Genomic DNA, 23,800 nt, shown 5'->3' with positions numbered 1-23,800 from the left:
GTCACAGCACCGTCAGGGTCAGGGTCGGGATGGCGGGGGCGGTATCCGCATCCCGCCGCAGCACCACCACGCGGCGGCCAGTGGCCAGCCCATAGCGCGGGTGCTGAATGTCAATCGTGTCGCCGATGCGCACCGGCTCGGTGCCAGGGTTCAGCGGCAAGGTGATGTCAAAGGGCTGACGCCGCGCGCCCAGCAGGGCCAGAAGCCGGTCCCGTTCGGCCAGCGCATCGGCCGGGGCATCAAAACCGGTTTCCTTTTCCAGCGCTTCGGCCAGCAGGCTTTCGCCCGTCACGGCCAGGCTGCTGGCCGTAGCGGTCCATTCGCGGTCCTGGGTGGCCAGTTCGCGCACGGCGGCGGGAATGCTCTGGGCGATTTCCTGTTCGGACAGCGCCAGACCAGGGCGATAGGAGAGCCGCACGCTTTTGATGCGCCGCGCCGCCTGCTGCGGCACGATATTCAGCATGTCGCGCCGGGTGAAGCGGGCCACCGGATTGGCGGCCGGCAGATCATAACGCCCGACCTGGAACAGCCCTTCGGCGGAAATGCCCCAATGGCCGCCGATGCTTTCCATGATGCGGTCGATCAGGGCATCGGTGCCCAGCTCCCCGCCGCCATCGGACCAATGGCCCAGCACCGCCGGCTGCAAGGCGTGCAGGGCGTTGATGCTGGTCTGGTCGATATCGCCGCCCCCCAGCCCGGCAAAGGCCATGGCGGCATGGCGGGCCAGCTGGGCGGCGCTGTAGATCCAGCTGCCATCGGGTGCCACGCCTTCGGCTTCCACCCGCAGGCGGAAACGCGGCTTTTCCGACAGGCGCAGCAGGCCGGCCCCCTTGGCGGTGGCCAGATCCAGGCTGGCCATGCTGAGCGCCTTCAGCGCGGCATAATCGGCGACATCGGGGCCGATGGTGAAGGGCGCCCCGCCATCATCGGCCGCCAGCAACGCGTGGAACCCGGCCGGATCGATCATATAGATATTGAATTCGGCATCGATCAGCAGCGGTTCAAAGCGCCGGGCCCGGCCCAGCAGAAAGGGCTTGGCGCGGCCCTTCAGGCTGTCGCCGCCCTCTGCCCCGCCGGTGCCGGCAAAGGTGCCGCGCCGGGCCGGGGCGGTGAAGCGGGCCTGAAGATCGGTCAGCACCAGTTCGATCATGTCACCAGGCACGATTTCTTCCACCGTGCGCCGGGTCATCAAGGTGAAATCGGACAGGTGGCGGGGGCGGGCGGCATCGCTGCGCCACAGTTCGATGCGGCGCCCGTCCCAGGCCCAGTCCAGCCAGTGATCCAGCCCGCCATCCTGATTGGCCACCTGCACCGCGCCATAGCTGGCGCTGGACCGGCCCCCGATGGCATCGCCGCTCCACAGGCTGGCATGGGTGGACATGGGCACATCGATGCGCCGGTCCCAATAGGTGTTGGGGGCGGCCGCTGTCTCGTCCGGCTCGCTGACCCAGCCGCGCAGGGAGGCATAGACGGTACGGGTGGTTCCCAGCGCCGGATCAAAGGGATAGGCGCGCATCAGCCAATGGGTCATCAACCAGCCCTCCGCAGCGTGGCAATGGTGCCGACCTTGACGCGGGCCGGTTTGCTGACAATGGCGGCCGTCTGGGCGGCGGCATCGGCCCCGTCGGCCGTGTTGGCGGCGATTTTCTCCAGCAGGGCATTCTGGCGTTCCACCGCCTGGGCCTGCCGGTCGATGGCGGCTGCCAGCCGGGCGTGATCCACCCCGCTGCCGGCCTTGCCCTCGGCCAGACGCGGCCGCCGGGCGCTGAGCCGCGCCAGTTCCAGCGTTTCCGCCTTGGTGAAGACCTGCGATCCGCCCGGCAGGCGGACAAACTCATCCTGGTGGACATAGGCCCAGCCGCCGGGGTGATTGTCGGTGCCGGTGTCGTATCCAGGCGTTCCGCCCAGCATCTTCACCGTTTCGGCCGTGTTGTGGCGTATTTTGTCCAGGAAGATGCCGCTGCTGCCCGTAAAATACCCGCGCAGCACAGTCCAGACCTGATCCTGCCAGGTCTGCAGATTGCTGATCGCCGTCACCACATTGCTGCCGTCATAGGCGCTGTTGCTGTTGGCGGCGGTGCCGACATTCAGCTTTGCGGCAGGGCCCTCATAATTCTTCTGGGGTTCGTAACCATATGTGCCGGGGCCGGCGGTGATCTGCAGCCCCCCCCCATCCTTGCCGATGAGGCTCGCCGTGTTCCAGGCGATGGCGGCAAGATAGCGGTTGGCAATGGACTGGCCTTTGAACTCCACCTCGCCGACGGTCAGGGCGATCTTGGCATTGGCGTTCGTCGCGTCCAGCAAAGCCCCCTGAAGGGTCACCTGCTGTTCGATGGTGCGGGTAACTTTTTCGGTCGCCAGCAAGGCTGCGCCCTCGGCAAGCTTGGCCTTGGCGACAACCTGTTCGATGGTGCGTGTCACCGCCTCAGTCGCCAGCAAGGCTGCGCCCTCGGCAAGCTTGGCCTTGGCGACAACCTGTTCGATGGTGCGTGTCACCGCCTCAGTCGCCAGCAAGGCTGCGCCCTCGGCAAGCTTGGCCTTGGCGACAACCTGTTCGATGGTGCGTGTGATCTCCTCTGCGGCCAGCAGCAGGTTGCGGCCCGTGGCATCCTTCACCTCCTGCTCCACCGTGCGGGCGATCAGCCCGCCATGGATCAGCAGGGCGGCTTCTTCGGCGGTCAGCGGGCGCTTCAGGGTCTGTTCGATCTTCTGCTCCACCGAACCGGCCTTCAGCAGGGCGCTGCGTTCCTCATTGGTCAGGGGGCGCTTCAGGGTCTGTTCGACCCAGCTCGCGATGACGCCGCCTTCGACCAGTTCGTCCAGCTCCTCCTTGCTCAGCGGGCGCTTCAGCTTTTCTTCAATGGCGCGGATGACATCCTCGGCCTTGATCAGCTGACCGCGTTCTTCATCGGTCAGCGCGTTCAGGGCTTCGGTGATGGTGCGGATGACGGTCAGATCAATGCCGACCTTGATGCCGTCTTTCAGGCCTTTCAGCTCATCCAGGATTTGCTGGTCATAGCTTTTGACGGCGGGCAGCGCCTCGATCTGCGACAGGATGCCTTCCACCATGGCGCGGCGATCGGCACCCGAGGCGGTATAGGGGGTTTGCGCATCGATCAGCCGCTGGGCGTAATCGCGCAGGCCCTGGATGGCTTCCAGATTGCCGCCCTTGGCCAGGACCATCTGCTGGTCGAACTGGCGCTGGGCCATGTCGCGGTTGACGGCAGGCGTGCTGTTGCCGGCACGCACGCTGTCCACCCATTGCCGCAGCGTGCCGCCGGCCTGGTTCAGGGCCGCCAGATCGCGGTCAACGAACTGCTTGATCAGCTTGGCGCGTTCCAGCCCGATGGCACGTTCCAGTTTCAGGATATCGGCGCCGCTGGTCTTTTTCGCTTCCAGTATGTCCTTGTCGGCCTGCCGGTTGAAGGCGGCCAGCGCACCAGCCAACTGGCTGGTGTCGGTTTGCGCATTGAACAGCCGGTCGTCAGTGCGGTCATTGATGGCCTTGGCGGCCTGATTGGCGGCCTGGGCCACCTCCCGATCCAGCACATTGGCCAGCCGCTGCAACTGTTCGCGGCTATAGCCAGCCGCCTCGGCGGCCTTCAGTTCGATATCCCGTTTGCGCTTCAGGGCGGTGATCTGTTCGTCCGTGCTGCCGGCATTGTCCAGCGCGAATTCACGGTCGGCCAGACCGGCATTGATCTCTTCCGACTTCTTCTTGAACTGATCGACGATCTTTTCCCGCTCCAGGCCGATGGCCTTTTCCAGGCTCACCAGATCGGCGCCGCTGGTCTTTGCCGCCTCTTTGCGGTCCTTGGCGGCTTGGCGGTCGAACGCGGCCAGCGCGCCGGGCAGCTTGCTGGTGTCGGTTTCAGCATTGAACAGACGGTTGGCGATGTTGTCATTGACAGCCTTCTTGGCCTGATCAATGGCCTGGGCCAACTCACCGGACAGCACACGGGCCAGCCCGGACATCTGGTCTTCGGTATAGCCGGCGGCCTTGGCGGCTTTCAGTTCAGCTTCCTGCTTGTGCTTCAGGGCGTTGATCTGCTCGTCCGTGCTGCCGGCATTATCCAGCGCGAACTGACGGTCGGCAAAGCCAGCAAAAATATCGTCCGACTTCTTCTTGAACTGATCGACAATCTTATTCCGGTCCAGGCCAATGGCGGTTTTAAGATCGTTCAGGTTGGCACCCGAATTCTTGCCGGCGATCTCCAGATCCTTGGCGGCTTGGCGGTCGAACGCGGCCAGCGCCCCCTCTTGCGTGTTGGTATCGGTTCGCGCGTTGAACAGACGGTCGGCGATGCCATCATTGACGGCCTTCTTGGCCTGATCGATGGCCTGGGCCAGTTCACCGGACAGCACCAAGGACAGATTGGTCAACTGATCACTGGTATAGCCGGCAGCCACGGCGGCGTCATATTCTGCCTTCTGCTTGCGCTTCAGGGCGTTGATCTGCTCATCAACACTGCCGGCATTGTCCACCGCGAATTTGCGGTCGGCCAGGCCATCATTGATGGCCTTGTTCTTCAGGTCGAACTGCTTCTGGATCCCGCCGCGTTCCAGATGGGTGGCCTTGTCGAAGTCACCCAGATTGGCACCGCTGATCTTGACAAGCTCCTCCCGCTCTTTCTTGGTCTTCCGGTCAAAAGCGGCCAGAGCCCCTTCCAGCGTATTGCTGTCGGTGCTGGCGTTGAACAGCCGCTCGTCAATATTGTCATTAGCTGACTTGGTGGCGTTGCCGATCGCCTGTTTCAGTTCGCCATCCAGCACATTGGCCAGCCGGACTAGCTGGTCGGCGGTGTAGCCGGCGGCCACGGCGGCGTCATATTCCGTCTTCTGCTTGCGCTTGAGGGCGTTGATCTGCTCGTCTTTGCTGCCGGCATTGGCCAGGGCGAATTCGCGGTCGGCCAGGCCGGTGTCGATGGCCTTGGCCTTGTCGGCATAGGATTTGGCCAGGGCGACGCGTTCGGCGCCCAGCACTTCCTCCGTCCGGGTCAGCACTTCGGCCCCGATTTCGCCGGCCTTGATGCGTTCGCGCACGCTTTCCAGCTCCCGGGCGCGGGCGCGGTCGAACATATCCAGCGCGCCGGCCTGGGTGTCGGCGCTGCCATCGGCCTTGGCCATGCGGTCCTTCAGGCCTTCCAGCGCCTCTTTCGTGGCGGCGGCGGTGGCGGCGGCCTTGCCGGTGTCGGTCACGCTGCCGGTCAGCTTGTCCAGGGCGCCCTGGGCGATGCTGGCGGCTTCGGGGAAATCGGTGCCGAACAGGCGGATGGCTTCCTGCAACTGGTCGGGGCGCAGATTGGCGTTTTCCAGCACGCCCTTCAGGGCGGCATTGGTATTGCGATCCACCAGCTTGCGGTCGGCCCCCAGCGCATCGGCATTGCGATACTGGGTGTCGCGGTTGGTTTTCAGGTCGCGGACCTTGTTGATGTAATCATTGCCGGTCAGCGAATTGAACTCGCGGTCCATGCCGGCCACCCAATCGCCCTTGGCGCCTTCCTTGGCCTTGGCCAGCCCGTCGGCCATCAATTGCTGCGCCTCGGCGGTGGAATAGCCCACCTCGGTCATCAGCGGGATATAGGCTTTCCACTTCGCTTCCAGCACCGCCATGGCGCTTTCCAGCTCCGTCATGGCCGGGGCGGCCTCGCGCACGCCGATCAGACCGTCGACATAGGAACGCAGGGTGCTGTCCACCTCGCCCATGGCATCGGGGAACAGGCGGGCGGCCGTGTCGTGGAAGGCACGGATGGCGTTGACCTGTTCCTTCACCTGGGCGCTGGCCTGGGCGGTGGCCTGATCAACCAGCCCCATATCACCCTTCAGCGATTTCAGGCTGTCGCGGAAACCGGTGATGAAGTCGATATCAGCGCCCGCCTTTTCCATGTCAGAGAAATTGACCCGGCCCAAGGCGGCGGAGATTTCCGGTGCCAACTGATCCTGGATGCCGGTGACGAATTGCTGCGTCACATAGCTGATCAACTGCTTCATCCCCGCTTCGGAGGAATCAAAGCTGGTGCGGGTGGAGCTGTTCAGCGAGGTGGCAAACAGCCCGTCGCGGCTGCCCGCCCCCACGGCGATGGACCCCTTGATCTGCGCGCCCAGCTGCTTTTCCAGCGCATCCTTGATGGACAGCACCTTGTCGGCGATGGAACCGGCCGTATCGCGGTTTTCCTGGCTGTATTTCTTGCCGGTGAAACCGCCGATCTGATAGTTGCCGCTGTTCAGGTCGATCATGGCGCTGCCTTCCTTGTTGGAAGGCTTGGAGCCGAACAGGCTGCCCAGCGCCCCGCCGGCGATGGAGCCGAGCAGGGTTCCCACGCCCGGCACAAACGACCCGATGGCCCCCCCCAGGGCACCGCCAATGGCGGAACCGGTGCTGTTGCCCTTGCCGATGCCCAACATGCCCATGACCGACCCGGCCATCATGCCGGTGCCGATGCCCGACAGCGCGCCGGAAACGCCAATGGCGGCATTGGCGGACCCGAACAGGGTGCCACCGGAACCGAACAGACCGCTGGTGCCTTCGCCGCCGAACATGGCAGCGCGCAGCTTTTCCCCGCCACTGGACAGCCCGCCCTTGCCGAACAGCCCATCCAGCCCGCCGGAGAACAGGTCGCCCAGCTTGGCAGTCATCTTGTCCATGCCCTCGACCAGCTTGGCCAGGCCGCCGCCATTGGCCATTTCCAGCAAGCCGGACATGGTGGGTTTGCCGGTGGGCTTGCCGTTCTCGTCCTTCTCATCACCGATGCCCAGGCCGAACAGGCTGGGCATCGATCCCACCACGGCGGTGGCAATCGGCAGGATGATGCGGCTTTTCACCGCCTCGGCGGCGATGGTCTTGAACAGGTTCTTGAACCAGCCGACGATGCTGTCGCCCTTGCCGGTCAACTGGTTATAGATGGCATCGGTCAGTTCGCCGGCGGTTTTGGCGACGGCGGCTTCGGCTTCTGCCTTGGCCTTTTCGGCCGCAGCGTTCTGGGCGATTTTCTTCCTTACGTCATCAAGCTTCGCCCCGCTGGCCTGCAGCCGCTCATAGGCTTCCACAGCCCGATTCACATCTGCGGCGGCAGCGGGTCCATATTTGGACTCAGCGAACAGTCGGAATTGCGCAACCGTCATCTCGGTTGCCGCTTCGGCACCCGCCTCCAGTGACGCCGCCAGATCATTATTGGCCTGTATCTGCTTGTCCATATCGGCAATGGCTTCGTTCGCCATGCCGCGCACCTGGGCGGCTTCCTTCTCCTTCAGGCTCTTTTCCAACGCATCGCCGGCGGCCTTGTCGCGCTCCCGGACGGGGGCGACCTGATTTTCAATCTCGGCCGCGCGCATGGCCGCTTCACCCTTGCCGGCAGCATCGGCCCGCCGTTTTTCCGCCTCCACGGCCTGGCGCTGTTCGGTCTGCTGATCACGCAGGGCTTTGGCCTTGTCGCGCAGGGCCTCGGCCTGGTCGCGGTGGGCGTCGGCCTGGCGTTTGGTGACCTGGGCCACAGCCTTGCCGATCTCCACCTGCCGCTCATCATCGGTCAGCGCTTTGCCGGAAAGTTCAATCTTCGCCCGGACAGAGGCCATCAGCTGTTCATGCGCTTCGGCACTCATGGTCGTGGCCTTCGCCTCGGCCTCGGCCCGCATTGCCGACTTTTCCTGGTCGGTCATCAGGCTATTCTTGGCGCCCTCCAGCCGGGCGATCTGCTCTTGCAGGCGTTTATCGTTGCCATCGCCAACATTGGCGTTTTCCACCAACCCCTTCTTCAGGGTGTTTATCTGGGTATCCAATTCCTTCTTGCGGGCGGCGACGGTGTCCAGCCGATCCAGCAGGGCCATGGCCTCGCGCCCGCCCTGCTGTGCATCCTGCAGGGCGCGCCTGTCTGCGGCCTCCTTGGCGATCTTGTCCACCTTGGCCTGATGCTGGCTGACCAGGGCCTCGGCTTCGGCAAGGTTCTTCGTCAGCGAAGCAATGTTAATGCGAGCAAAGGGTTCTGTGCGGCGATTGTCCTGCCAATCTTTCAGTTCGGCGGCTATGTCTTCCCGCGCTTTTTGGGCGTCTTTCAGTTGTTCTTCCGGGCTGACCTGCTCGCCAAGAAGCTGCCCGACCTTCTTGCCCATCCAGTCCCAGACATTGGCCAGGGAGGTGCTGACGGCCTCTGCGGCGCGGCCCAGCAGCGTCATCTCGCCGGCACCTTCCTTCGCCCGCTTGGCCAGCGCATCCAGCAGCAGACCCTGGGCCTCGGTCTCCTTGCCCATGTCGGCCAGGTTCTTGATATTGGCCAGGGTGGCCGCGTCCAGCAGGCCCATGGAATTGGCCAGCTCATCGGCCCCCTTGGCCGGATCGCTGAACAGGCGGGCAAGGCTGGCCGTGGCTTCCTTGGAATCCTGCCCGGTGGCCAGGGCATAGTCACGGCTGATGCCGATCATCTTGCCCATGATCTCGCCGCTGATCTTGCCAGTAGCGATATAGGCGGCCTGCTGGTCGCGGGCCGCCTTGATGCTGATACCGGCCTGTTCGGCAGAGGCGGCGGCCTGTTCTTCCAGTGCGCCGCGCGTCATGCCGATGGAGACCACCGCCATCTTGTTGGCGCGGTCCACCGCCTGAACGGATTGATTGTAATCGGAAAAGGCCTTGTAGGCGGCACCGATCGCCGCACCGATGGCGACCACCACCGCGATGACGGGCGCGCCGGCGGCGGCCAGGGCCAGCATCCGGGTACCCGCGCGCGTGATCGCGGCGCCAAGGCTACCCATATGGGGCGTCATGGTTTTCACCAGATCAACCACATCCAGGCCGGTCTGGGTCCATTCGACCAGCGACTGGATGCTGTCACCGATGCCGCCTTTGCTGTCAGCACCCAGCTTGGCGATGGCCGCACTGGCGGTGGCCAGGGCGTTGACCGCATCGGTCATGCTGCGGGCCATTTCCTGGGTCTGGCGGTTGCTGTCCGCCATGGCCTGCGTGGCCTCCTGCTGCGCCGACGCCATCCTGCTCATGGTTGCGCCCGCCTCGATGGCGACATCGCGCAGGCCCTGCATCTGGCGGGCGGCCTCTTTCATGGCGGCCGTGAAACCGGCATCATTCAGGGTCAGTTCGGCTTCCACACGCAGGGCCATGGCAGGGTGTCCTTGTTAAATGTTCCCTCAAGCGCCGGGCGGCGGCTCCGCCGCCTTGGCTTCGCGCGCCACGAGGTGCTGAGCCAGCAGTCGCTGGCCTCCAAGGGTCATGTGACATGCCCCTTGGTGTTAAATGTTCCCGGAAACGGCGGCAGTCGCCGAGCGAGATTTCCTGATGTTTTCCAGCGCCTTAAACCGTCATTCCCGCGAAGACGGGAATGATGGGGGGAGAAAGGGCAAGGGATTGAAAAACAAGGGCGCGCCGGGTTCCTGGCCGTCTCCCCCCGCTTAATCACTCAGCCGCGCCGCCTGTTCGTGCAGGATGGTGCAGGCGGTGGCGGCCATGTCGTCCAGCGTGTCCACGTCCCAGGCGGTGATGGGAAAACCGGTCATGCTGGCCAGGGCCTGTACCTGCACCCAATCCATGCCCAGCGGCGGGCCGCCCATGGCGGGGCGGCGCATGGAGCTGGCAGCACGCAGGAACAGCAGGGCCAGCGGCACCAGGCATTCCAGAACCGGGTAATCCTCCCGCCGTTCCGGGGCGGGGGGAGCGGAGGGCGGTGGTGGCGGGGCATCCGCCTGCCCCGTCAACCGCGCCAGCTGATCGCCCGCCTCGGCCTCGCTCAGGCGCGCGGGCCGGAACCCACGCGCCCAGGCCTCGGCGAACCCGATCAGTTTCCCCGCTGACCGCCCTTGCCTTCCACCGCTTCACGGTACGCCTTCACCAGGCCGGTGACGGCGTAGGGCAGTTCCAGAAGCTGGGCCAACGCCTCGTCCGAGAAGGCCAGCGCCTCGCCATTGGCGTCTTCCAGGCCGCTTTCCTTCTTGTCCGACGGCCAGCCGGTGACCACCTTGGTCAACAGCTTGCGGGCATAGCCACGGGCCTGTGCTTCATGTTCCTGCACGGCGCGGCGGTAATCCTCGTCGGTCACGAAGTCAGAGCGCAGCGGGGCCACGAAGGTCTGCTTGTACAGCTCGTCTTCCTCGCTGTTGGCCATGATGGTGAAGTCGATCTTCACGCTGTGGTCATAGAAGGAATGGTCGTTGCGCGGCTCGCGGATGATGGCCTTGCGACGGACGGTGACTTCGGAAGCGACTTTCAAACCCATGGTGGGAACTCCTGGAAGATAGGAAAAAGGGTTGTGGGTGGAGGGGGAAGGCGGTTGGTGCCTGCGTGGGTGGTGGTACCCGCGTGGGCTGTGGTGCTCACGTGGGCTGTGGTGCTCTCTCCACCGCCATCCCCACTCTCCACCGTCATCCCGGCGAAGGCCGGGATCCAGACTCACAGGCGCATTGCTCTACGAACCTGGACCCCGGCCTTCGCCGGGGTGACGGTAGTGAGTGGGGGTGACGGTGGTGAGTGGGGGTGACGGTGGTGAGTGGGGTGACGGTGGTGAGTGGGGTGACGGTGGTGAGTGGGGTGACGGTGGTGAGTGGGGTGACGGTGGTGAGAAGGCGGGAACCGTAGAAAGCACCAAAGAGAGCGGCCCGACCCGGGGAGGCCATTGCGAAGAACGGCCCCCCAGGCCCGACCCGGGCTGGTTGCCTTTACCGGCAACCAGCCCGGCGGCGACTGCCGCCGCGCCGCACGTGCGGCGTTAAGCCAAGGGCGCGGATGCGCCCGCCCGGCGCCTGAGGGAACAGGAAAAAACCCCGTTAAATTTTTCCGGGAAACCCGGAAAAACTTAACGGAAACAGAGCTTCAGCTCGTCATCGCCCTGCACGGGCAGCACGTCGCCGGTGATGCCCAGCATGTAATCGGATTCATCTTCCGACGGGCTGGGCGCGTCGATCTGCATGGAGGCCAGATCGATGAACAGCGCATTGCCCGGCACCTTGCCATGCAGCACCTGGGCGGTGATGCGGGTGCGGCTCTGCGACACGTTCCACAGGTCCAGATCGGCCAGGGCCGGGGCTTCCACCGTGCTGGTGAACTTGGTCGCCCATTCGTTGATGCGCACGGCGCGGCGGCCGATACGTTCCTTCAGGGCATAGGTGTTGGCCAGGTCCAGTTCGGCATTGTTGGCCACCAGTTCCTTGTTGGCCAGCCACAGGCTGGAACTGTCGGCGGCGATATGCAGCGGATCGGTCCAGTCGCTGAAATCGCCGATCGGGGCCACGGCCAGTTCCGGCGGTGCGAAATAACCGGTCATGGAGAATTCGAAATAGGGGAATTCGCCAATGCCCAGCACCAGCTTCACCGTGCCGCGCGCGCCGACGATCTTGTGACGTTCATCATCGATCATCATGTACAGGCTGACGGAACCGTGGGTGGCGCGGTCGGACGTGCGCTCGTAGCGGGTTTCCGCCGGGGTCAGCGCGATGGAGAACGTATTGCCCACGGTAAAGGCAGTGCCCACCGTCGGCGTGATGCTGGCCCCGCCCGGCAGCGCCAGCGCCGTGCCATCGGTCAGGGTGACGTTGGTGACATTATAGGCCGGCAGATGGCCCACCGCCGGGGCGGCGATGGTGAACGTGGCGGCACCGCTGGCGCCCGCCGTGGTGCAGGTGGCCGTCACCGTGCGGGCCAGCACGCCGGCATAGGCGGCCGTGCGGGTATAGGTGACGGTGCCGCCGCCGCCAGCGCCATAGGTGGCGATGGAGGCGATGGTGGATGTCGGCGTGGCGGCCACCTGGGTGGAATTCAGCGCACAGGCGCGCAGCAGATCATGGTGGGGCGGCAGCTCGCCGGCCACACCGGCGCCGCAGGCTTCCACCTTGAAGCTGATTTCGCTGCGCTGCATCGCCATCAGGCTGGGCCGCGCACCCAGATGCGGCTGAATGTAGCTGCGGGTCTTCTTGTCGGCCTGCAGCGGCTTGATCTGCACGTCATAGCAGCGCAGCGCATTGGCGCCCGTCGGGCCGGCATCCACGCCATAGCTGGCTTCCGCCTTGGCCAGCAGAATCTGCTCGCGGTAATTCTTCGGGCTGCTGAGAATGGGCATGAGTGTCTCCTTACCGGCGGGCACATCGCGGGCGCGGCCGGGTTTTTGGTTTCAGCAAAGCTGTGTTGGGGGTGGGGAGGCCGTTGGCCGGTCTTCTTGTTCTTCTTCTGGCCAGGGGTGCCGGGGTGCCCGTGGTTGCGGTCACCCCTGTTGCGGCCCCCCTCGGTTGGGTGTGTTTCTTTGTTCCCTCAAGTGCCGGGCGCTGCCTCCGGCAGCTTGGCTTCACGCGGCACGTGCCGCGCGGCGGCCGTCGCCGCCGGGCCGGTTCCCGGCCTGCTCTTCTGCGCCGCGAAGGGTGGTGCCATGGTGACCTCAGGCGAAATGCTGCGTGGGCAGGGTCAGCCACACCTCGTGGCAGGGCGGGGTTTCGGGCAGGCGCAGCACGGTGATCTTGCGGAACTGAATGCCGGCCAGCGTGTCGGGCGGTTCCCCCTTGGCGCAGCGGGACACCGTGCCGCCCAGGGTGGGATCGGCATCAAAGGCGGCGGCGATGTTGTCGATCAGGCCGGTCAGGGTGATCTCCGACGCCGCCGCATCTTGCAGCGACAGGTAACCGGTGATGCGCCACTGGCAGGTGATGCGCCGGCCCCGGCCGGTACGCGCCGGGCTGCCGCAGAACCGCCGCAGCGTAACGCACCAGCCCCGGATGGGGGCTTCCGCCGTCTCCGCCGGCCAGCCGTAAAATTGCTGCAACCCGGCGGCTGTGGTAAAAGGCCGTTCCCAATCATGCACCCGGCCGATCTCCGGCACGGACAGCAGGCGGGTGGCGATGGCCTCCCGGATGGCCACCAGCCCGCTCATGACAGCACCGCCGCCGGGGCAAAAGCTTGGTTTCCGCTGAGCTGTCTGGCCATGGATGGTCCCCGTTCTGCTGGCTGGTGATCAGCGCGATGGCCGGAAGGTAAGGGGGCCGCCCTCCCCCCTACAGCGGGAAGCAGTTCCGCCTGCGGGTGGGGGACAAAAAAAGCCGGCCGCGCAAGGGGTGTTGCGCGGCCGGCTTTCTTTTGGGGGAGCTGGGCGGGGGAGAGAGGGGAGGCGTCCCGTCTTATACGCCCCCTGCGCGTGCGCCGCAGCCTGGATGACGGTGGAAAGTGGGGATGACGATGGAGAGCACCACCGCCCACCGCTCCCGCTCTCTCACTACCGTCACCCCTTCTCTCCTTACCGTCACCCTTTCTCTCCTTACCGTCACCCCGGCGAAGGCCGGGGTCCAGGGGCCACAAGCGCTTTGCTCTACGAACCTGGACCCCGGCCTGCGCCGGGGTGACGGTGGAGAGAAAGGGTGACGGTGGAGAGAAAAAGGGTGACGGTAGTGTGTCGGGAGCGCCCCCCTGCCCCCGCGTTATTTCTGCCCCCGGCCCCCGCGTTTGCGCGACGGGGGCGGCGGCGACAGGGCGGCATCCAACTGCGCATCCAGGGCCTGTTCGGCCAGGCGGCGCAGGCGGGTGGCCTGGCGGCTGGATAGATAGCGGGTCAGGCGGCGGATCGCCCAGGCCAGCAACAGCACCAGCGCGGATAACAACGCCTCCCCCAACCCGGCCAGGGCGGGGGAGAGTTGCAGGGTGATGGGTTCATCGGCGCGGGCCGGCAGCACCAGGGCGGCGGCCAGAAAGCCCAGCAGCAGGGCCAGCGGCACCAGGGCCGCGATCAGGGCGCGCCAGAAACGAGGGTCCATCACAAAGGCTCCAGCCAGGGGGCGACCAGCCGCTGCCAGCTTTCCAGAAACTGCGCCTCTGTGCCGGCCCCGGCCGGCGTGTTGTAGAACCGCTTCCACAGGGCGGCGAAGCGGGCGGGGTCCACCGTCTGGGGCAGCACGCAATCCGCCTGCCGCCAATAGATCAGCCGGCACAAGGCCGCCGCATAGGACAGGTTGGTCGCCAGTTGCGCCGTGCGGTCGGGCCGGGCGGCCAGCAGCCGTTGCAGCCGCTGGTCCAGGCCGGAGCGGAAATGCAGGTAATTATTATGGATATCCTCGGCCGTGGCCGGTTCGATCTGCCAGAACCCATAGGCGGGGCCCCAGGTCCGGTCGCCCGGTCCGCTATGCTGATCGATGGCGCGAAAGCCGCTTTCCACCGCCGCCGTCCCCACCACCAGCCAGACCGCCGGCAGCGTTTCGAACCCCCGCAACCCTTCGCCCATATGGGCCAGGGTGGGCTGAACGACATAACGTGCAAGATGGATGGGCAACATGATTTTCCCCCGTTGTACAGGGGCCGGATGGTAGAAGGGGGGGCCCCCGCCATCCGGGGGGAATTTGTTCCGGGGGGGGGCTGGCGGTCGCCGCCGGGCCAAATCCCGGTGCGTTCGCATCAACGGGATTTGATGTTAACCGTCATTCCCGCAAACACTTATTCAAACAAATCCGGCTCCCCCTCGCGGGTGCGGCCGGCATTGCGCACCTGGCGGACATAGCGCTCGCTGACACCCAGGCTGCGCGCGATGGCGCGGTTGCTGCCTTCGGCCTTGATGATCATGGCTTTCTTGGCCCGCATGGCATAGAGCGTCGGCAGTTCCAGCTGTTCCCCCGGCCGCCAGTCGCACAGGGCCTGTGCCGCCACCAGGCCGATCAGCCGGGCAATCGGGTGGCCGGACCGCATGGTTTGCGGCACATAAAGCCGCACGCCGCCATATTCGCGCGCCAGCTTCAACGCCGCCTCCGCCCCGATCCGGGAGGCAACCTCCACCAGCCCCGGCGGCCAGCCGCGCGTATCGATGGGCGGCGCCGTCACGGTTGCTTTCCCGTGGACAGGCGGAAATTGCCTCGCCATGATGCGCCGCACTTGTGTATGTGGAGAGAAAAACCATGCGTTTGATGAAGCTTACCACCGCCCTGGCCCTGGTGCTGGCACTGACCGGGTGTTTTGACAATCAGAAGAAGGACGGGGCTGCGGAAGCCCCCACCAAGGCAGAAGCCGAAGCAACTCCACCCGCGCCGCCGCAGAACCAAGAAAATCCGCGCCGGACGGCCATACGCGAAGGTTTGGTGCGCTTGCAGGCGCAGATCGCCAGTGACATAACGCGAACCAAACTTGAAGAGATGCTGGTGGAGATTGACACCCAAGCACGGATGGCTGTTCCGGAAAATGCGATCACAGTTGAACAAATGGATCGCATCAATAGCGTTCTGAAGGCTGGACGAGCCCTTAATGACGCTTGGGCCAATAATTTCCACTGCCCCTCTAATGGGGTCAGCGACGAGTTCCTCTTCAGAAAATGTCTTCCCGCCATATATGATAAGCTGGTGGAAATCGGCGTAGAGGCGGAAGACTTGCAGAAACTGAAGGATTTGGACGAAGAGCAGGTAAAATCCGAAAAAGGTAACTCGGTCGTTACAATTCTTACAAGAAGCACCCTGCTTCGAAGCGGTGTCGCCGCCCTGGATAAGAAAATTGGCGAGGTCGTGCCAATTTTGGTGCCCTGACCAACAACCTCCTAGCCCAGCGGGCGTCCGGGTACGAGGCTGGGCCGCACTGGATATCAGTATCCAGGGTCGGTGATGAGCTGGTTGAGACAACAGCCAGCCCATGGCTTAATCCTGCTCCAGGCGCAGGGCCCAGCATTTCAGCCCTTCGATCAGGCGGCGTTTATCGGCGCTGGTCAGATCGTCCAGCCGATCCACCGGGCGGGCCAGTTGCCGCCCGGCCCAGGCCAGCAGCGCCCCGTCGGACGCATCCAGCGTCGCGCCTTCTTCATGCAGGCTGATCCATTCGGCCCGCAGCTTGGCCAGCTGCCGGTCACCGCTGCGGCCCGGTCCGGCGCTGGCCCCGGCGGCGGCCAGCGCATCCAGCACCTGGGCCAGAAACGGCACCGGCATACTGCGCAGGGAGCGCAGCCCGGTGGCCCGTTCAATGAAATCCCGCCAGGTGTCGTCCTCTGCCAAAGCGGGGATCTGGCGGCGGCGGCTCTGGATGGCCCGGATGGCGCGGGCCCGCTGGCTTTCCGCCGGTATGGGGGGGCGTTTGGTCATGGGGGTATCCGGGGGAGTGGGGGGGTGTTTGGGGGTGTCATCGGGCAGGCCCACCGTCATTGACTCTCCCGCTGTCCCCACCGTCATTCCCGCTGCCTGCTCTCCTCACCGTCATTCCCGCGAAGGCGGGAATCCATACGACAGCGCGGATTTTGGATTCCCGCCTTCGCGGGAATGACGGTGGGGTGGGGCGGGAATGACGGTGAGGGGGGCAACGCCCCCCCTCACGCCGCCTGCGGCTCAATCTCCGCGCCGGCCAGTTGGCCCCAGGCGGCTTGCATATGTTTCAGGCGGCGGGGCTGGTCTTCGCCATCGGCCAGCAGGGTGGCCAGTTTCAACAGCTTGGTCAGGCTGCGCAGGGCGCCCGGCTTGCGGGCGATCACCCGCAGCCATTTGGTTTCCTCCACATCGGCAACATCCCAGGCGCGCAGCAGGGCGGTGATATCGCCATCGCTGGGTTTCTGGATATTGGCCCGCATCCCCACCCGGCTGAACAGTTGTGCCAGTTCGGTCTTGCGCCCGCTGCCATTGATATTGGCATAGAGCGCGGCATTGCCGATGATGGCGATGCCGATCTGCGCCTTGTCATGGATGGTGCGGAGCTGGTCCAGCGCCAGGGTGGAGAGGAACTGGCCGTCATCGATCAGGATCAGCCCCTGCGTGCCCTCCACCCGGCGGCGGATTTCCAGCGAGGCATCGGCCAGCGATTTCAAATCCAGCCCCATGGCCCGGCCGATTTCCCGCATCATCATGCCGGGTTTGGTGGTGGCCGGTTCCATGCTGGCCAGCCAGACATGGGGGTTGCTGGCGGCATAATGTTTCAGCGCTTCGGTCTTGCCGACACCGGGCACCCCCACCACCACGGCGAAATCCGGCGCCATCTGCGCATAATGCAGGATGGGGATAATCCGGCCGGCGGTGGGGGTATTGATAAAGCCGGCCTGCGGGGCCCGGTTGGTCGGGGGGGCGGGCGCACGGCTGCGCCCCGCCGCACCGGAGGGGGCGGCATCCTGTTGCACGATCACATTTTGCTCCTGTTTTTGGTTTGTCTCTGTCCGGAAATGCAGGGTGCTTTTCGAAGCCTTACCCCTTCGCCCCCTTTACTCCCGCTCCACCAGCCGCATCCGGGCCACGGCGCGGCTGAAACTGGCCAGCACATCGGCCTCCGGATCGCTGTCCGCCACCGGCACCGGCACTGCCGGCTTCAAGGCATTATTGCCGAAGACGGGGCGGATGATGCCGGGGGCGGGCGGCGGCGGGGCCTCCGGTGCCTCGGGCAGCAGGGCCGCCACCTCTTCGATGGACATGGCCAGTTCGGCCTTGGCCGTCTGTTTCACGGCTTTCAGCCAGGCATTGCGTTTGGCGGCATGGGCGCGGGCGGCGGCGATATCGGCAAAGCCGGCCGCCTCCACACAGGGTGCCGCCCCCAGATAGGAGCCGGACAGGCTGTAAAGATGCACCTCCCCGTGCAGATCCTGCGGGTCGAAACGGGCGACCAGTTTGGTGCCCCGGTGCTGGGTCAGGAATTCCGCCCAATACCGGTTGCCTTCGATATGCACGGCACCGTCGCGGTCACGCGCCTTCACCCCCTCGGCCGCCAGCAGCCATAAGCGATGCTGCTGCGGCGTGGCCTTGCGGATGGGGGCCTGGGCATAGCTGGCCTCGAACGCCGCCTGAAAGGACAGGCGGCGGCCACAGACCTTGGTATCCCGCCCTGGCCGGTTATTGTGCTCATGGATGCCCCAGGCCACCACCTTCAGGAAATCATCCAGCGGCACGGCGCGGCTGGCATAATTCTCCGGCTTGGCCGTGGGGTTGTTGCCGGTATAGGCCCCGGCCAGCCTTGGGTCTTTGGCGATATTGTTGCAGAAATCCCGCCAGGCCCGTTCAATCGGCTTGGCTTGGCCGTGATAGGGTGTGGTCCAATGGACCGCCACACCCAGATCGGTCAGCAGGCCGGAGGGCTCCTCCTCCTTCACCTTGAAACGATAGCGGTTGGCGATGCCGCCGGTGATCCATTTGCTGGCAAAGGCGCGGCCATTATCCAGCCAGCAATGGTCGGGAATGCCCCAGCGCCGCACCATGTCGCCGATGGCCAGCCGCACCAGCTCCTTGGTTTCCGACCGGTCCACCCGCCAGGACAGGATCAGGCCGCTATAGAGATCCTGAAACCCGACCAGACAGGGCCGGCCGATGCTGCCATCGGGGAAAGCCACGAACACATCAAAGGTGTGGCCATCCACATTCACCGCCTCCAGGGCGTGGAACATGGACCGGTCGCGTTCCTGCGCCGGGAACAGACGCTTCAGCGCGTCCAGCCCCTCGCGTTTCAGCACCCGCACCACCACCGGGATTTCCCGTTCCAGCCGCCGCAACAGGGTGCGGCTGCTGGGAATGGTCCAGCCCTTCTGCGTGGCCACATGGGCCAGCGTGCGGTAACACACCTCAAAGGCGCGGGCCTCGGGCCGCAGGTAATCGGCCTTGATGAATTCCCACGCCTCATCCGAACAGCTTTCCGGGTCGGCGACGCGCCCCGTATAGCGGTCCAGCAGATAGGGCAGCCAGTCGGCCCTGTCGATGCCGGCCACGCGGGTTTCCCAGCCATAATAAGAGGCGGCGGAAAAACCCTGTTCCTGGCCGATCATCCGTACCGATGCGTCCTTGGCCATACCGCTTTGTACACAAGTGTGCACGGCTTGCAGGGCGGCAAGCTTGCGGCGGGCGCGGTCGCGGGTCTTGTCACTGGCTTTTTCATACAGGGCCCAGAGCTGGTCGCGGGCCAATCGCTGCTTCACCGCCTTTCTGTCATCGGTTGGGGTTGCAAGTTGGGTGCCTGCTGCCAGCCTGGCGCGCACCAGGGCTGGCAGAAGGCTATAATGGTAGAGGATTTTGCCGTTTTCACGGCGCCATATACCGGTTGGGTGGCCGGTACAGCGCAGATTTGCCGGGCTGCGCCAGCCCCGTTCAGCGACGATCTGGTTGAAACGTTGATGGCTGATCCCCATCAAGCGGGCCATATCGGCGGCACTGTACCAGTCGCTGTTCTGGTGATGCGGGATCGTGCTCATCAGGCGGCCTCATCCTGGCTGGTCTTGCCTCCTCTTTTGATCGGGCCGAAGCGGGTCAGGTCTCCGCTGGCGGCCAGATGGGTCAGAAAATCCCGCCGCGCCACGGGGCCACAGCGGCCCCACAGCGCGACAAGCTTGGCGAACTTGTTGGATTCCGGGTCCAGCTCTTCCGGCTGGCCGCCGGTCACCAGCCGCCGGGCGGCGGCCACAGTGCGGGCACGCGGGCTGTCGGCCAGCATTTCGTCCACAATGGCCCGCTGTTCGGCCGGCGGCAGCCGGGCCAGGGCCAGCAATTCCGTCTGGGTGTGGGCGATGGCGCTGCCGGCGATGCGGCTGCGCACATCGGGGGCCAGCCGGCTGGCAATCATCACGGCGCGCTGGATGGTGCGTTCATCCAGGCCGACGCGGGCGGCGGTTTCCTTTGAAAACGACAGCGTGTCGTCTTCATTGCGCTTCGCCCCCCGGCCGCCCTGGGCACCATGGCGGGTTTCCGGGTGCATTTTTTCATAGAGCGCCTTGCGTTCGGCCAGGAAAACCGCGCGATCCAGCGGGTTCAGCTCATGGCGGACCAGATTTTCGTCGATCTCGGCCAGCCGCGCCTCATCGCCATTGGCCTCAAAGACAAAGGCGGCGATCTCGGTCCAGCCCAGCTGCCGCACGGCGGCCAGCCGGTGGCCGCCGGCCATCAGCTTATAGGCGCCATCGCGCAGATAACGCAGGGTGATCGGCTGCAACAGCTGGCCGGTCTGCTGGATATTTTCGGCCAGAAAACGCACCTGGCCGGCATCCACCGGGCGCAGCCGGTCCTGATCATCGATCTGGTCCAGGGGGATGGTCTGAAGGCCCAATTCCTTCATTTTTACACCTGTTCAATGGTATTAGCGTTAAAACGGCGCAGCGTTTCAGACGTTTTGGGTTTTTGAGGGGGCGTCCTATAGTTGGCCGCGGGCTGCGGTCGCAGGCGGACGCCATCGGTACGGTAACGGTGCGGCCACAGTTCCCCTGGGCTTACCCCCAGGGCGGCGGCAATAACCTGCTCACCCACCGCATGGGGTTCACGCAACGTGAAACTGCATGTGCCAAGGGGCAGATTATGGGCCCTGTCCAGGCATCGCAGGGTCAATCCACGCTTTTCCAGCGTGCTTTTGATATCTGCTTTGTGCTGGCCCCGGGTGGCGGCCATCGCATTTGGTCCTTCAGGTTGATGCTGGTCCTGCCAGGCCGGCACGGGAGGAGTGGAAGTTCCTACGGATGAGAAAAACAATAATGCCATATTGGCGCATATTCAACCGGAAAAGAGGCTTTCAACTGTTATAGGTGCATTTTTTACTCTTTCTAGCCGAATACCGACCGGAAAATACGTATTTTCAAGGCGATAAGCGCCGTTTTGAAACTATGCCCCCGACACTGAAAGGGAGTTTTCAGCTATGGCCCGCCCGTTGAAACCAGAAACTGCGTTTTCGTCCCGGTTGATAGAGGCGCGGCTGCCGATGGAGCGGGAACAATTTGCCGTACATCTGGGCGTGCCGAAGACGACATTGGGGAATTGGGAGCGTGGTCGTTCTGAACCGCCGCTGGAGATGCTGGAGAAGATCCGGCGGATCACGGGTGTGTCGCTGGACTGGCTGATTGCGGGTGTGGGGCCGATGCGGGGAGATTCGGCCGGATTGCCGGGTTTGGCGACGGGTTATAACCGCAACCTGATGCAGGCTTTGATAGAGGTGCATCTGGAACAGGCTGAGTCGATGGGCGTGACGCTGACGCCGGAGCAGCTAAGTGCAATGATATTAAATACTTATGATAAGAATGTGGCAGATTTGCATAACCTGATGGCCCCCCCTGCGGCGAAGAGTGCATGAAGGAATATGCAATGAAAATTATGGAGGAAGGGGGTTGATTCGCCCCTATCCTTTTGCATATGGTCGAAAGGCCATAGGCCTGGAGGGTCTATGGCGCCGGGGGTTGGGCGCCTCTGGCACCGGGCACGCGCATGTCCAGGCCTCCGCAGCTGTCAACCACCTCCTGTCGCGCCGGGCGACGGGACGCAGCCGAGCAGGATGAACCTATATGCATGCGCTTTATTCCGTTGATCAGATGAAGGCATTTTTCGCGGGCACGGCCCGCCGCAACATCTGTGCGGCTGTACGGGTTGCGGGTGGGGTTGGGGTTAGGGTGGTTATTGCGGGGGGGATTTCCGGACTGGGCGGTGTTACGGCGGCTGGTGTGATTGTTGATCTGGCATCTTTGCGGGTCATTTTTGCAGACTGCAGCGCTCCATTTTCGGCGGGTTACGGTTATGTGGTGGGGCTACCGATTCGGGGAAATTTTTCTTCATCCCCCCGTCTCCAGAACCATCTGCCCTCCCCCCTCCCCCCCCCCTACCAAATTCCCTCCCAGCTCCGCACGCTCCACGCTTTCTAAATTTATGTGTCGGTGTTCAGTGGAGGGGGCGGCCAATTCACCAGCCCGAGGTTCACCGGCATCTTGACCGATGCCAGTATCAAGGTTTCCATGAATGGGAGGGGCCGCTGGATGGACAATGTGTTCATCGAACGGCTCTGGCGGTCACTGAAATACGAACGCGTCTATCTCCACGCTTTCGAGACCGGCGGCGAGGCCAGGGCCGGGATCGGACGCTGGATCGATGACTACAATACCCAACGCCCTCATTCCGCGCTCGGGGGACAAACACCCGACGAGGCATACAGGCAAAGGGCGGACAAACTGTGTTTGGCGGCGTGAACTGAACAGGGCCATGCTTAACGCCGAACAAAAACTGTCCGGTCATTGGGGACCAGCTCTCATATATCTTATAGTGTTAGGAATTGGCACACCCACCCAATGTCCGATTCCTTCATCAAATCTCAAAATAGCATCCATCTCTAATTCGCCGTCCATATATATGACCACGCAAGGTCCCTCTCGCAACTCCTCGCCAATTTGCTCAATTTCTTTCGAAGATTGACGAAAGCTAACTCGGATTATGCACCGAGGAGGTGATAGTTCCGCCACGTGGTAGTGTTTGTTCTGGGCAGGGTTGTGCGGTCACAGCGCCTTGTTCGCGCCGCTTGGCGAGTTTCCGGATGCTGGTTTTGGGGTTGGCGGGACGGGTTTGGGCTGGGCACGCTGCCCTGCGTTTCAGGTGACGAGGCGGGTTGTCCTTGTCAGGACCATGGCGAGCACGGGCTGGACGGTGCATGCGGTTGGCAGATGGACGCGCAGCCTGGTCTTCATCTCGACGATGCGGGCGGCGATTTTCAGCAGACGCAGGCGCAGCGTGTCGAACTGTGCGGTTCGCCAGGGGGATCGACGTGGCATGAGGGAGCGCAGGCCCCACATCAGCCAATAGGCACCGGCGTGCAGCATCAGGCGCATCTGGTTGGCGGTGGCGCGGGTGCAACTGGTGCGGTCGGCGGCCAGATGGGTTTTCCAGCTTTTGATATGGTTTTCCGCCACGCCCCGGCGGCAATAGACCTGTTCATAGAGCCACTTGCCCCGCCCACCGGTCAGGCTGGTGACGATGAAGCGGGTGTCCACGCCCTGGGGCCCCGCCTCGACGCGGGCGATGATACGCTCGACCCGACACCAGCTGCGGGCGGCATCATGGAATTCGCTGAAGCGGCGGACCTTGTCCGGTCCCGTCGCCCGTGCCCTGGTGCTGGCCTCCAGCGGGATGACATGGGCACGCAGGGCGGCGTTGGTGGCCAGCCCGCGGATGAAATCCACGCCCCTGGCCCGGCAGAGGTTGAACACCTCCGGCGCTGCATGGTGGCTGTCGGCCCGAACCAGGATCTCCACCCGGGGCCAGTGGGCCCGGATCGTCCGGATCAGGCGGCGCAGGTGGGAAGCTATCTCCCGACCGCTGGGGCGGCGGGCGGGACGCAGCAGGCTGCGACGAACCGGCCCTCGCCATCGAACACGATGATGGGCTGGAAGCCGTACTCATCGTAATGGGCGTTGAACAGCCGTAACTGCTGGTGGCCATGGGTGGCGTCGAACGTATCGTCGATATCCAGCACGATGCGCTGCGGCACCTGGCGGAAACTGGTGCAGTAAAGCTCGACCACGGTCCGGCCCATGCGCAGCAGGGCGCGGGTGTCCGGTCGGTTCTCCAGACGCGAGATGGTGGATTGCGAACAGAGATCCGCCGCCGAGGGCAACCGGCCGAGCGCCATCTTGAAAGCTGGATCGCCGCGGAGACTGTCGGCGTCGATGCCATCCTCATAGCCGCAGGCGATCATCAGCAGGCGAAAACGGATGATGTCGGCCAGACTGTGCCGGACCCGATCAGGCTGACGTGTATCGGCGATACAGGCGGCTAGCCGCGCCGCCACATTCAACCGGATATCGATCTCGCGCAGTGCCAGCACACCGGCATCGGACGACAGGCTGCCTCCATCGAAACAGGCCTCCACCGACTTGCCTGAAACGGGTGACAGGCCGGGCAGCAGCGGCGTATTCTCTCGCATGGCGGGTGCAGCGTCCTTGGATCGGGCGGATTTGTGTTTGGCGACTGAATCCTAAACCCAATCAATGACTTGTGCTACACCCGCCAACCCTCAACACGACACCGGTGCATAATCCGGGCTAGAGCAACGTGCTTTTAATCGGACGCATATCCTGCGGCCTTGAAGTAGTTCCAGCATTCGTCTTGGTCGTAGAGGTCGCATATGTTTCCAATGGCCCTCCAGAGGTCGTCAATGGTCCTTGCACCG

Annotated in this window: 16 protein-coding genes and 2 pseudogenes; 3 read left to right on the top strand and 15 right to left on the bottom strand. The window is 64.2% G+C overall.

The features are described from left to right. Position 1 precedes the first annotated feature (1 nt). The 9 genes from GE253_RS19570 to GE253_RS19530 all read right to left on the bottom strand — a co-directional run bounded on the left by GE253_RS19570 (position 2) and on the right by GE253_RS19530 (position 14,779). A complete protein-coding gene (locus GE253_RS19570) occupies positions 2 to 1,531 on the bottom strand; it encodes a hypothetical protein (RefSeq protein ID WP_153205838.1) in 1,530 nt (509 codons plus the stop codon). Beyond that, a complete protein-coding gene (locus GE253_RS19565) occupies positions 1,531 to 9,105 on the bottom strand; it encodes a phage tail length tape measure family protein (protein WP_153205837.1) in 7,575 nt (2,524 codons plus the stop codon). The genes GE253_RS19570 and GE253_RS19565 overlap by 1 nt, the downstream gene beginning before the upstream one ends. 288 nt (positions 9,106 to 9,393) lie before the next feature. Continuing rightward, positions 9,394 to 9,696 carry a hypothetical protein gene (locus GE253_RS19560; RefSeq protein WP_153205836.1) on the bottom strand — a complete coding sequence of 101 codons (303 nt, stop codon included), beginning with the start codon at positions 9,694 to 9,696 and terminating at the stop codon, positions 9,394 to 9,396. Positions 9,697 to 9,776: 80 nt separating this feature from the next. After that, positions 9,777 to 10,214: a hypothetical protein gene (locus GE253_RS19555; RefSeq protein ID WP_153205835.1), complete on the bottom strand. Its 438-nt coding sequence runs from the start codon at positions 10,212 to 10,214 to the stop codon at positions 9,777 to 9,779. Positions 10,215 to 10,790: 576 nt separating this feature from the next. Continuing rightward, entirely contained in the window at positions 10,791 to 12,050 is a 1,260-nt protein-coding gene (locus tag GE253_RS19550) for a hypothetical protein (protein ID WP_153205834.1), read from the bottom strand. A gap of 312 nt (positions 12,051 to 12,362) precedes the next feature. Next, positions 12,363 to 12,851 (bottom strand): hypothetical protein, encoded by a 489-nt coding sequence (locus GE253_RS19545; RefSeq protein WP_153205833.1) that lies wholly within the window; start codon positions 12,849 to 12,851, stop codon positions 12,363 to 12,365. A 541-nt stretch (positions 12,852 to 13,392) separates the two neighbouring features. After that, entirely contained in the window at positions 13,393 to 13,725 is a 333-nt protein-coding gene (locus GE253_RS19540; protein WP_153205832.1) for a hypothetical protein, read from the bottom strand. Further along, positions 13,725 to 14,240 carry a hypothetical protein gene (locus GE253_RS19535; RefSeq protein WP_153205831.1) on the bottom strand — a complete coding sequence of 172 codons (516 nt, stop codon included), beginning with the start codon at positions 14,238 to 14,240 and terminating at the stop codon, positions 13,725 to 13,727. Before GE253_RS19535 ends, GE253_RS19540 begins: the two co-directional genes overlap by 1 nt. A gap of 158 nt (positions 14,241 to 14,398) precedes the next feature. Further along, positions 14,399 to 14,779 (bottom strand): hypothetical protein, encoded by a 381-nt coding sequence (locus tag GE253_RS19530; RefSeq protein WP_153205830.1) that lies wholly within the window; start codon positions 14,777 to 14,779, stop codon positions 14,399 to 14,401. 74 nt (positions 14,780 to 14,853) lie between these two features. Here GE253_RS19530 and GE253_RS19525 point away from each other — a divergent pair, with 74 nt between their 5' ends. Then, complete coding sequence (locus GE253_RS19525; protein WP_153205829.1) at positions 14,854 to 15,471, top strand: hypothetical protein; 618 nt, start codon at positions 14,854 to 14,856, stop codon at positions 15,469 to 15,471. Between the two features lie 108 nt (positions 15,472 to 15,579). Here GE253_RS19525 and GE253_RS19520 read toward each other — a convergent pair whose 3' ends face one another. The 5 genes from GE253_RS19520 to GE253_RS19500 all read right to left on the bottom strand — a co-directional run bounded on the left by GE253_RS19520 (position 15,580) and on the right by GE253_RS19500 (position 20,268). Continuing rightward, entirely contained in the window at positions 15,580 to 16,017 is a 438-nt protein-coding gene (locus GE253_RS19520; protein ID WP_173012740.1) for a regulatory protein GemA, read from the bottom strand. Positions 16,018 to 16,241: 224 nt separating this feature from the next. Further along, positions 16,242 to 17,042 carry an AAA family ATPase gene (locus GE253_RS19515; protein WP_153205827.1) on the bottom strand — a complete coding sequence of 267 codons (801 nt, stop codon included), beginning with the start codon at positions 17,040 to 17,042 and terminating at the stop codon, positions 16,242 to 16,244. Between the two features lie 75 nt (positions 17,043 to 17,117). Beyond that, a complete protein-coding gene (locus GE253_RS19510; RefSeq protein ID WP_153205826.1) occupies positions 17,118 to 19,085 on the bottom strand; it encodes a transposase domain-containing protein in 1,968 nt (655 codons plus the stop codon). Beyond that, positions 19,085 to 19,942: a ParB N-terminal domain-containing protein gene (locus GE253_RS19505; RefSeq protein WP_153205825.1), complete on the bottom strand. Its 858-nt coding sequence runs from the start codon at positions 19,940 to 19,942 to the stop codon at positions 19,085 to 19,087. Before GE253_RS19505 ends, GE253_RS19510 begins: the two co-directional genes overlap by 1 nt. Before the next feature lie 2 nt (positions 19,943 to 19,944). Continuing rightward, the gene (locus GE253_RS19500; RefSeq protein WP_153205824.1) at positions 19,945 to 20,268 is read right to left on the bottom strand and encodes a helix-turn-helix domain-containing protein; all 324 of its coding nucleotides are present in this window, start codon (positions 20,266 to 20,268) and stop codon (positions 19,945 to 19,947) included. A gap of 244 nt (positions 20,269 to 20,512) precedes the next feature. Between GE253_RS19500 and GE253_RS19495 the strand changes: the two genes are divergently transcribed. Next, positions 20,513 to 20,944 carry a helix-turn-helix transcriptional regulator gene (locus GE253_RS19495; protein WP_153205823.1) on the top strand — a complete coding sequence of 144 codons (432 nt, stop codon included), beginning with the start codon at positions 20,513 to 20,515 and terminating at the stop codon, positions 20,942 to 20,944. A gap of 595 nt (positions 20,945 to 21,539) precedes the next feature. Further along, positions 21,540 to 21,827 (top strand): annotated as a pseudogene (locus tag GE253_RS19490) (integrase core domain-containing protein); the annotation flags it as partial. A 396-nt stretch (positions 21,828 to 22,223) separates the two neighbouring features. On the opposite strand, the pseudogene GE253_RS19485 reads toward GE253_RS19490, so the two are convergent. Beyond that, positions 22,224 to 23,554 (bottom strand): annotated as a pseudogene (locus GE253_RS19485) (IS1380 family transposase). Between the last annotated feature and the right edge of the window lie 246 nt (positions 23,555 to 23,800).

The organism is Niveispirillum sp. SYP-B3756 (assembly GCF_009495745.1).
GTDB lineage: Bacteria > Pseudomonadota > Alphaproteobacteria > Azospirillales > Azospirillaceae > Niveispirillum.
The sequence above is the reverse complement of the archived record's forward strand: the minus strand, read 5'-3'. Positions and strand labels throughout refer to the sequence as shown.

Bases quoted from the DNA above. Each gene is read 5' to 3' on its own strand.
- GE253_RS19500 (WP_153205824.1), bottom strand. From the start codon at position 20,268: ATGGCCGCCACCCGGGGCCAGCACAAAGCAGATATCAAAAGCACGCTG.
- GE253_RS19555 (WP_153205835.1), bottom strand. From the start codon at position 10,214: ATGGGTTTGAAAGTCGCTTCCGAAGTCACCGTCCGTCGCAAGGCCATC.
- GE253_RS19565 (WP_153205837.1), bottom strand. From the start codon at position 9,105: ATGGCCCTGCGTGTGGAAGCCGAACTGACCCTGAATGATGCCGGTTTC.
- GE253_RS19550 (WP_153205834.1), bottom strand. From the start codon at position 12,050: ATGCCCATTCTCAGCAGCCCGAAGAATTACCGCGAGCAGATTCTGCTG.
- GE253_RS19525 (WP_153205829.1), top strand. From the start codon at position 14,854: ATGCGTTTGATGAAGCTTACCACCGCCCTGGCCCTGGTGCTGGCACTG.
- GE253_RS19540 (WP_153205832.1), bottom strand. From the start codon at position 13,725: ATGGACCCTCGTTTCTGGCGCGCCCTGATCGCGGCCCTGGTGCCGCTG.
- GE253_RS19545 (WP_153205833.1), bottom strand. From the start codon at position 12,851: ATGAGCGGGCTGGTGGCCATCCGGGAGGCCATCGCCACCCGCCTGCTG.
- GE253_RS19510 (WP_153205826.1), bottom strand. From the start codon at position 19,085: ATGAGCACGATCCCGCATCACCAGAACAGCGACTGGTACAGTGCCGCC.
- GE253_RS19570 (WP_153205838.1), bottom strand. From the start codon at position 1,531: ATGACCCATTGGCTGATGCGCGCCTATCCCTTTGATCCGGCGCTGGGA.
- GE253_RS19495 (WP_153205823.1), top strand. From the start codon at position 20,513: ATGGCCCGCCCGTTGAAACCAGAAACTGCGTTTTCGTCCCGGTTGATA.
- GE253_RS19520 (WP_173012740.1), bottom strand. From the start codon at position 16,017: ATGACCAAACGCCCCCCCATACCGGCGGAAAGCCAGCGGGCCCGCGCC.
- GE253_RS19535 (WP_153205831.1), bottom strand. From the start codon at position 14,240: ATGTTGCCCATCCATCTTGCACGTTATGTCGTTCAGCCCACCCTGGCC.
- GE253_RS19505 (WP_153205825.1), bottom strand. From the start codon at position 19,942: ATGAAGGAATTGGGCCTTCAGACCATCCCCCTGGACCAGATCGATGAT.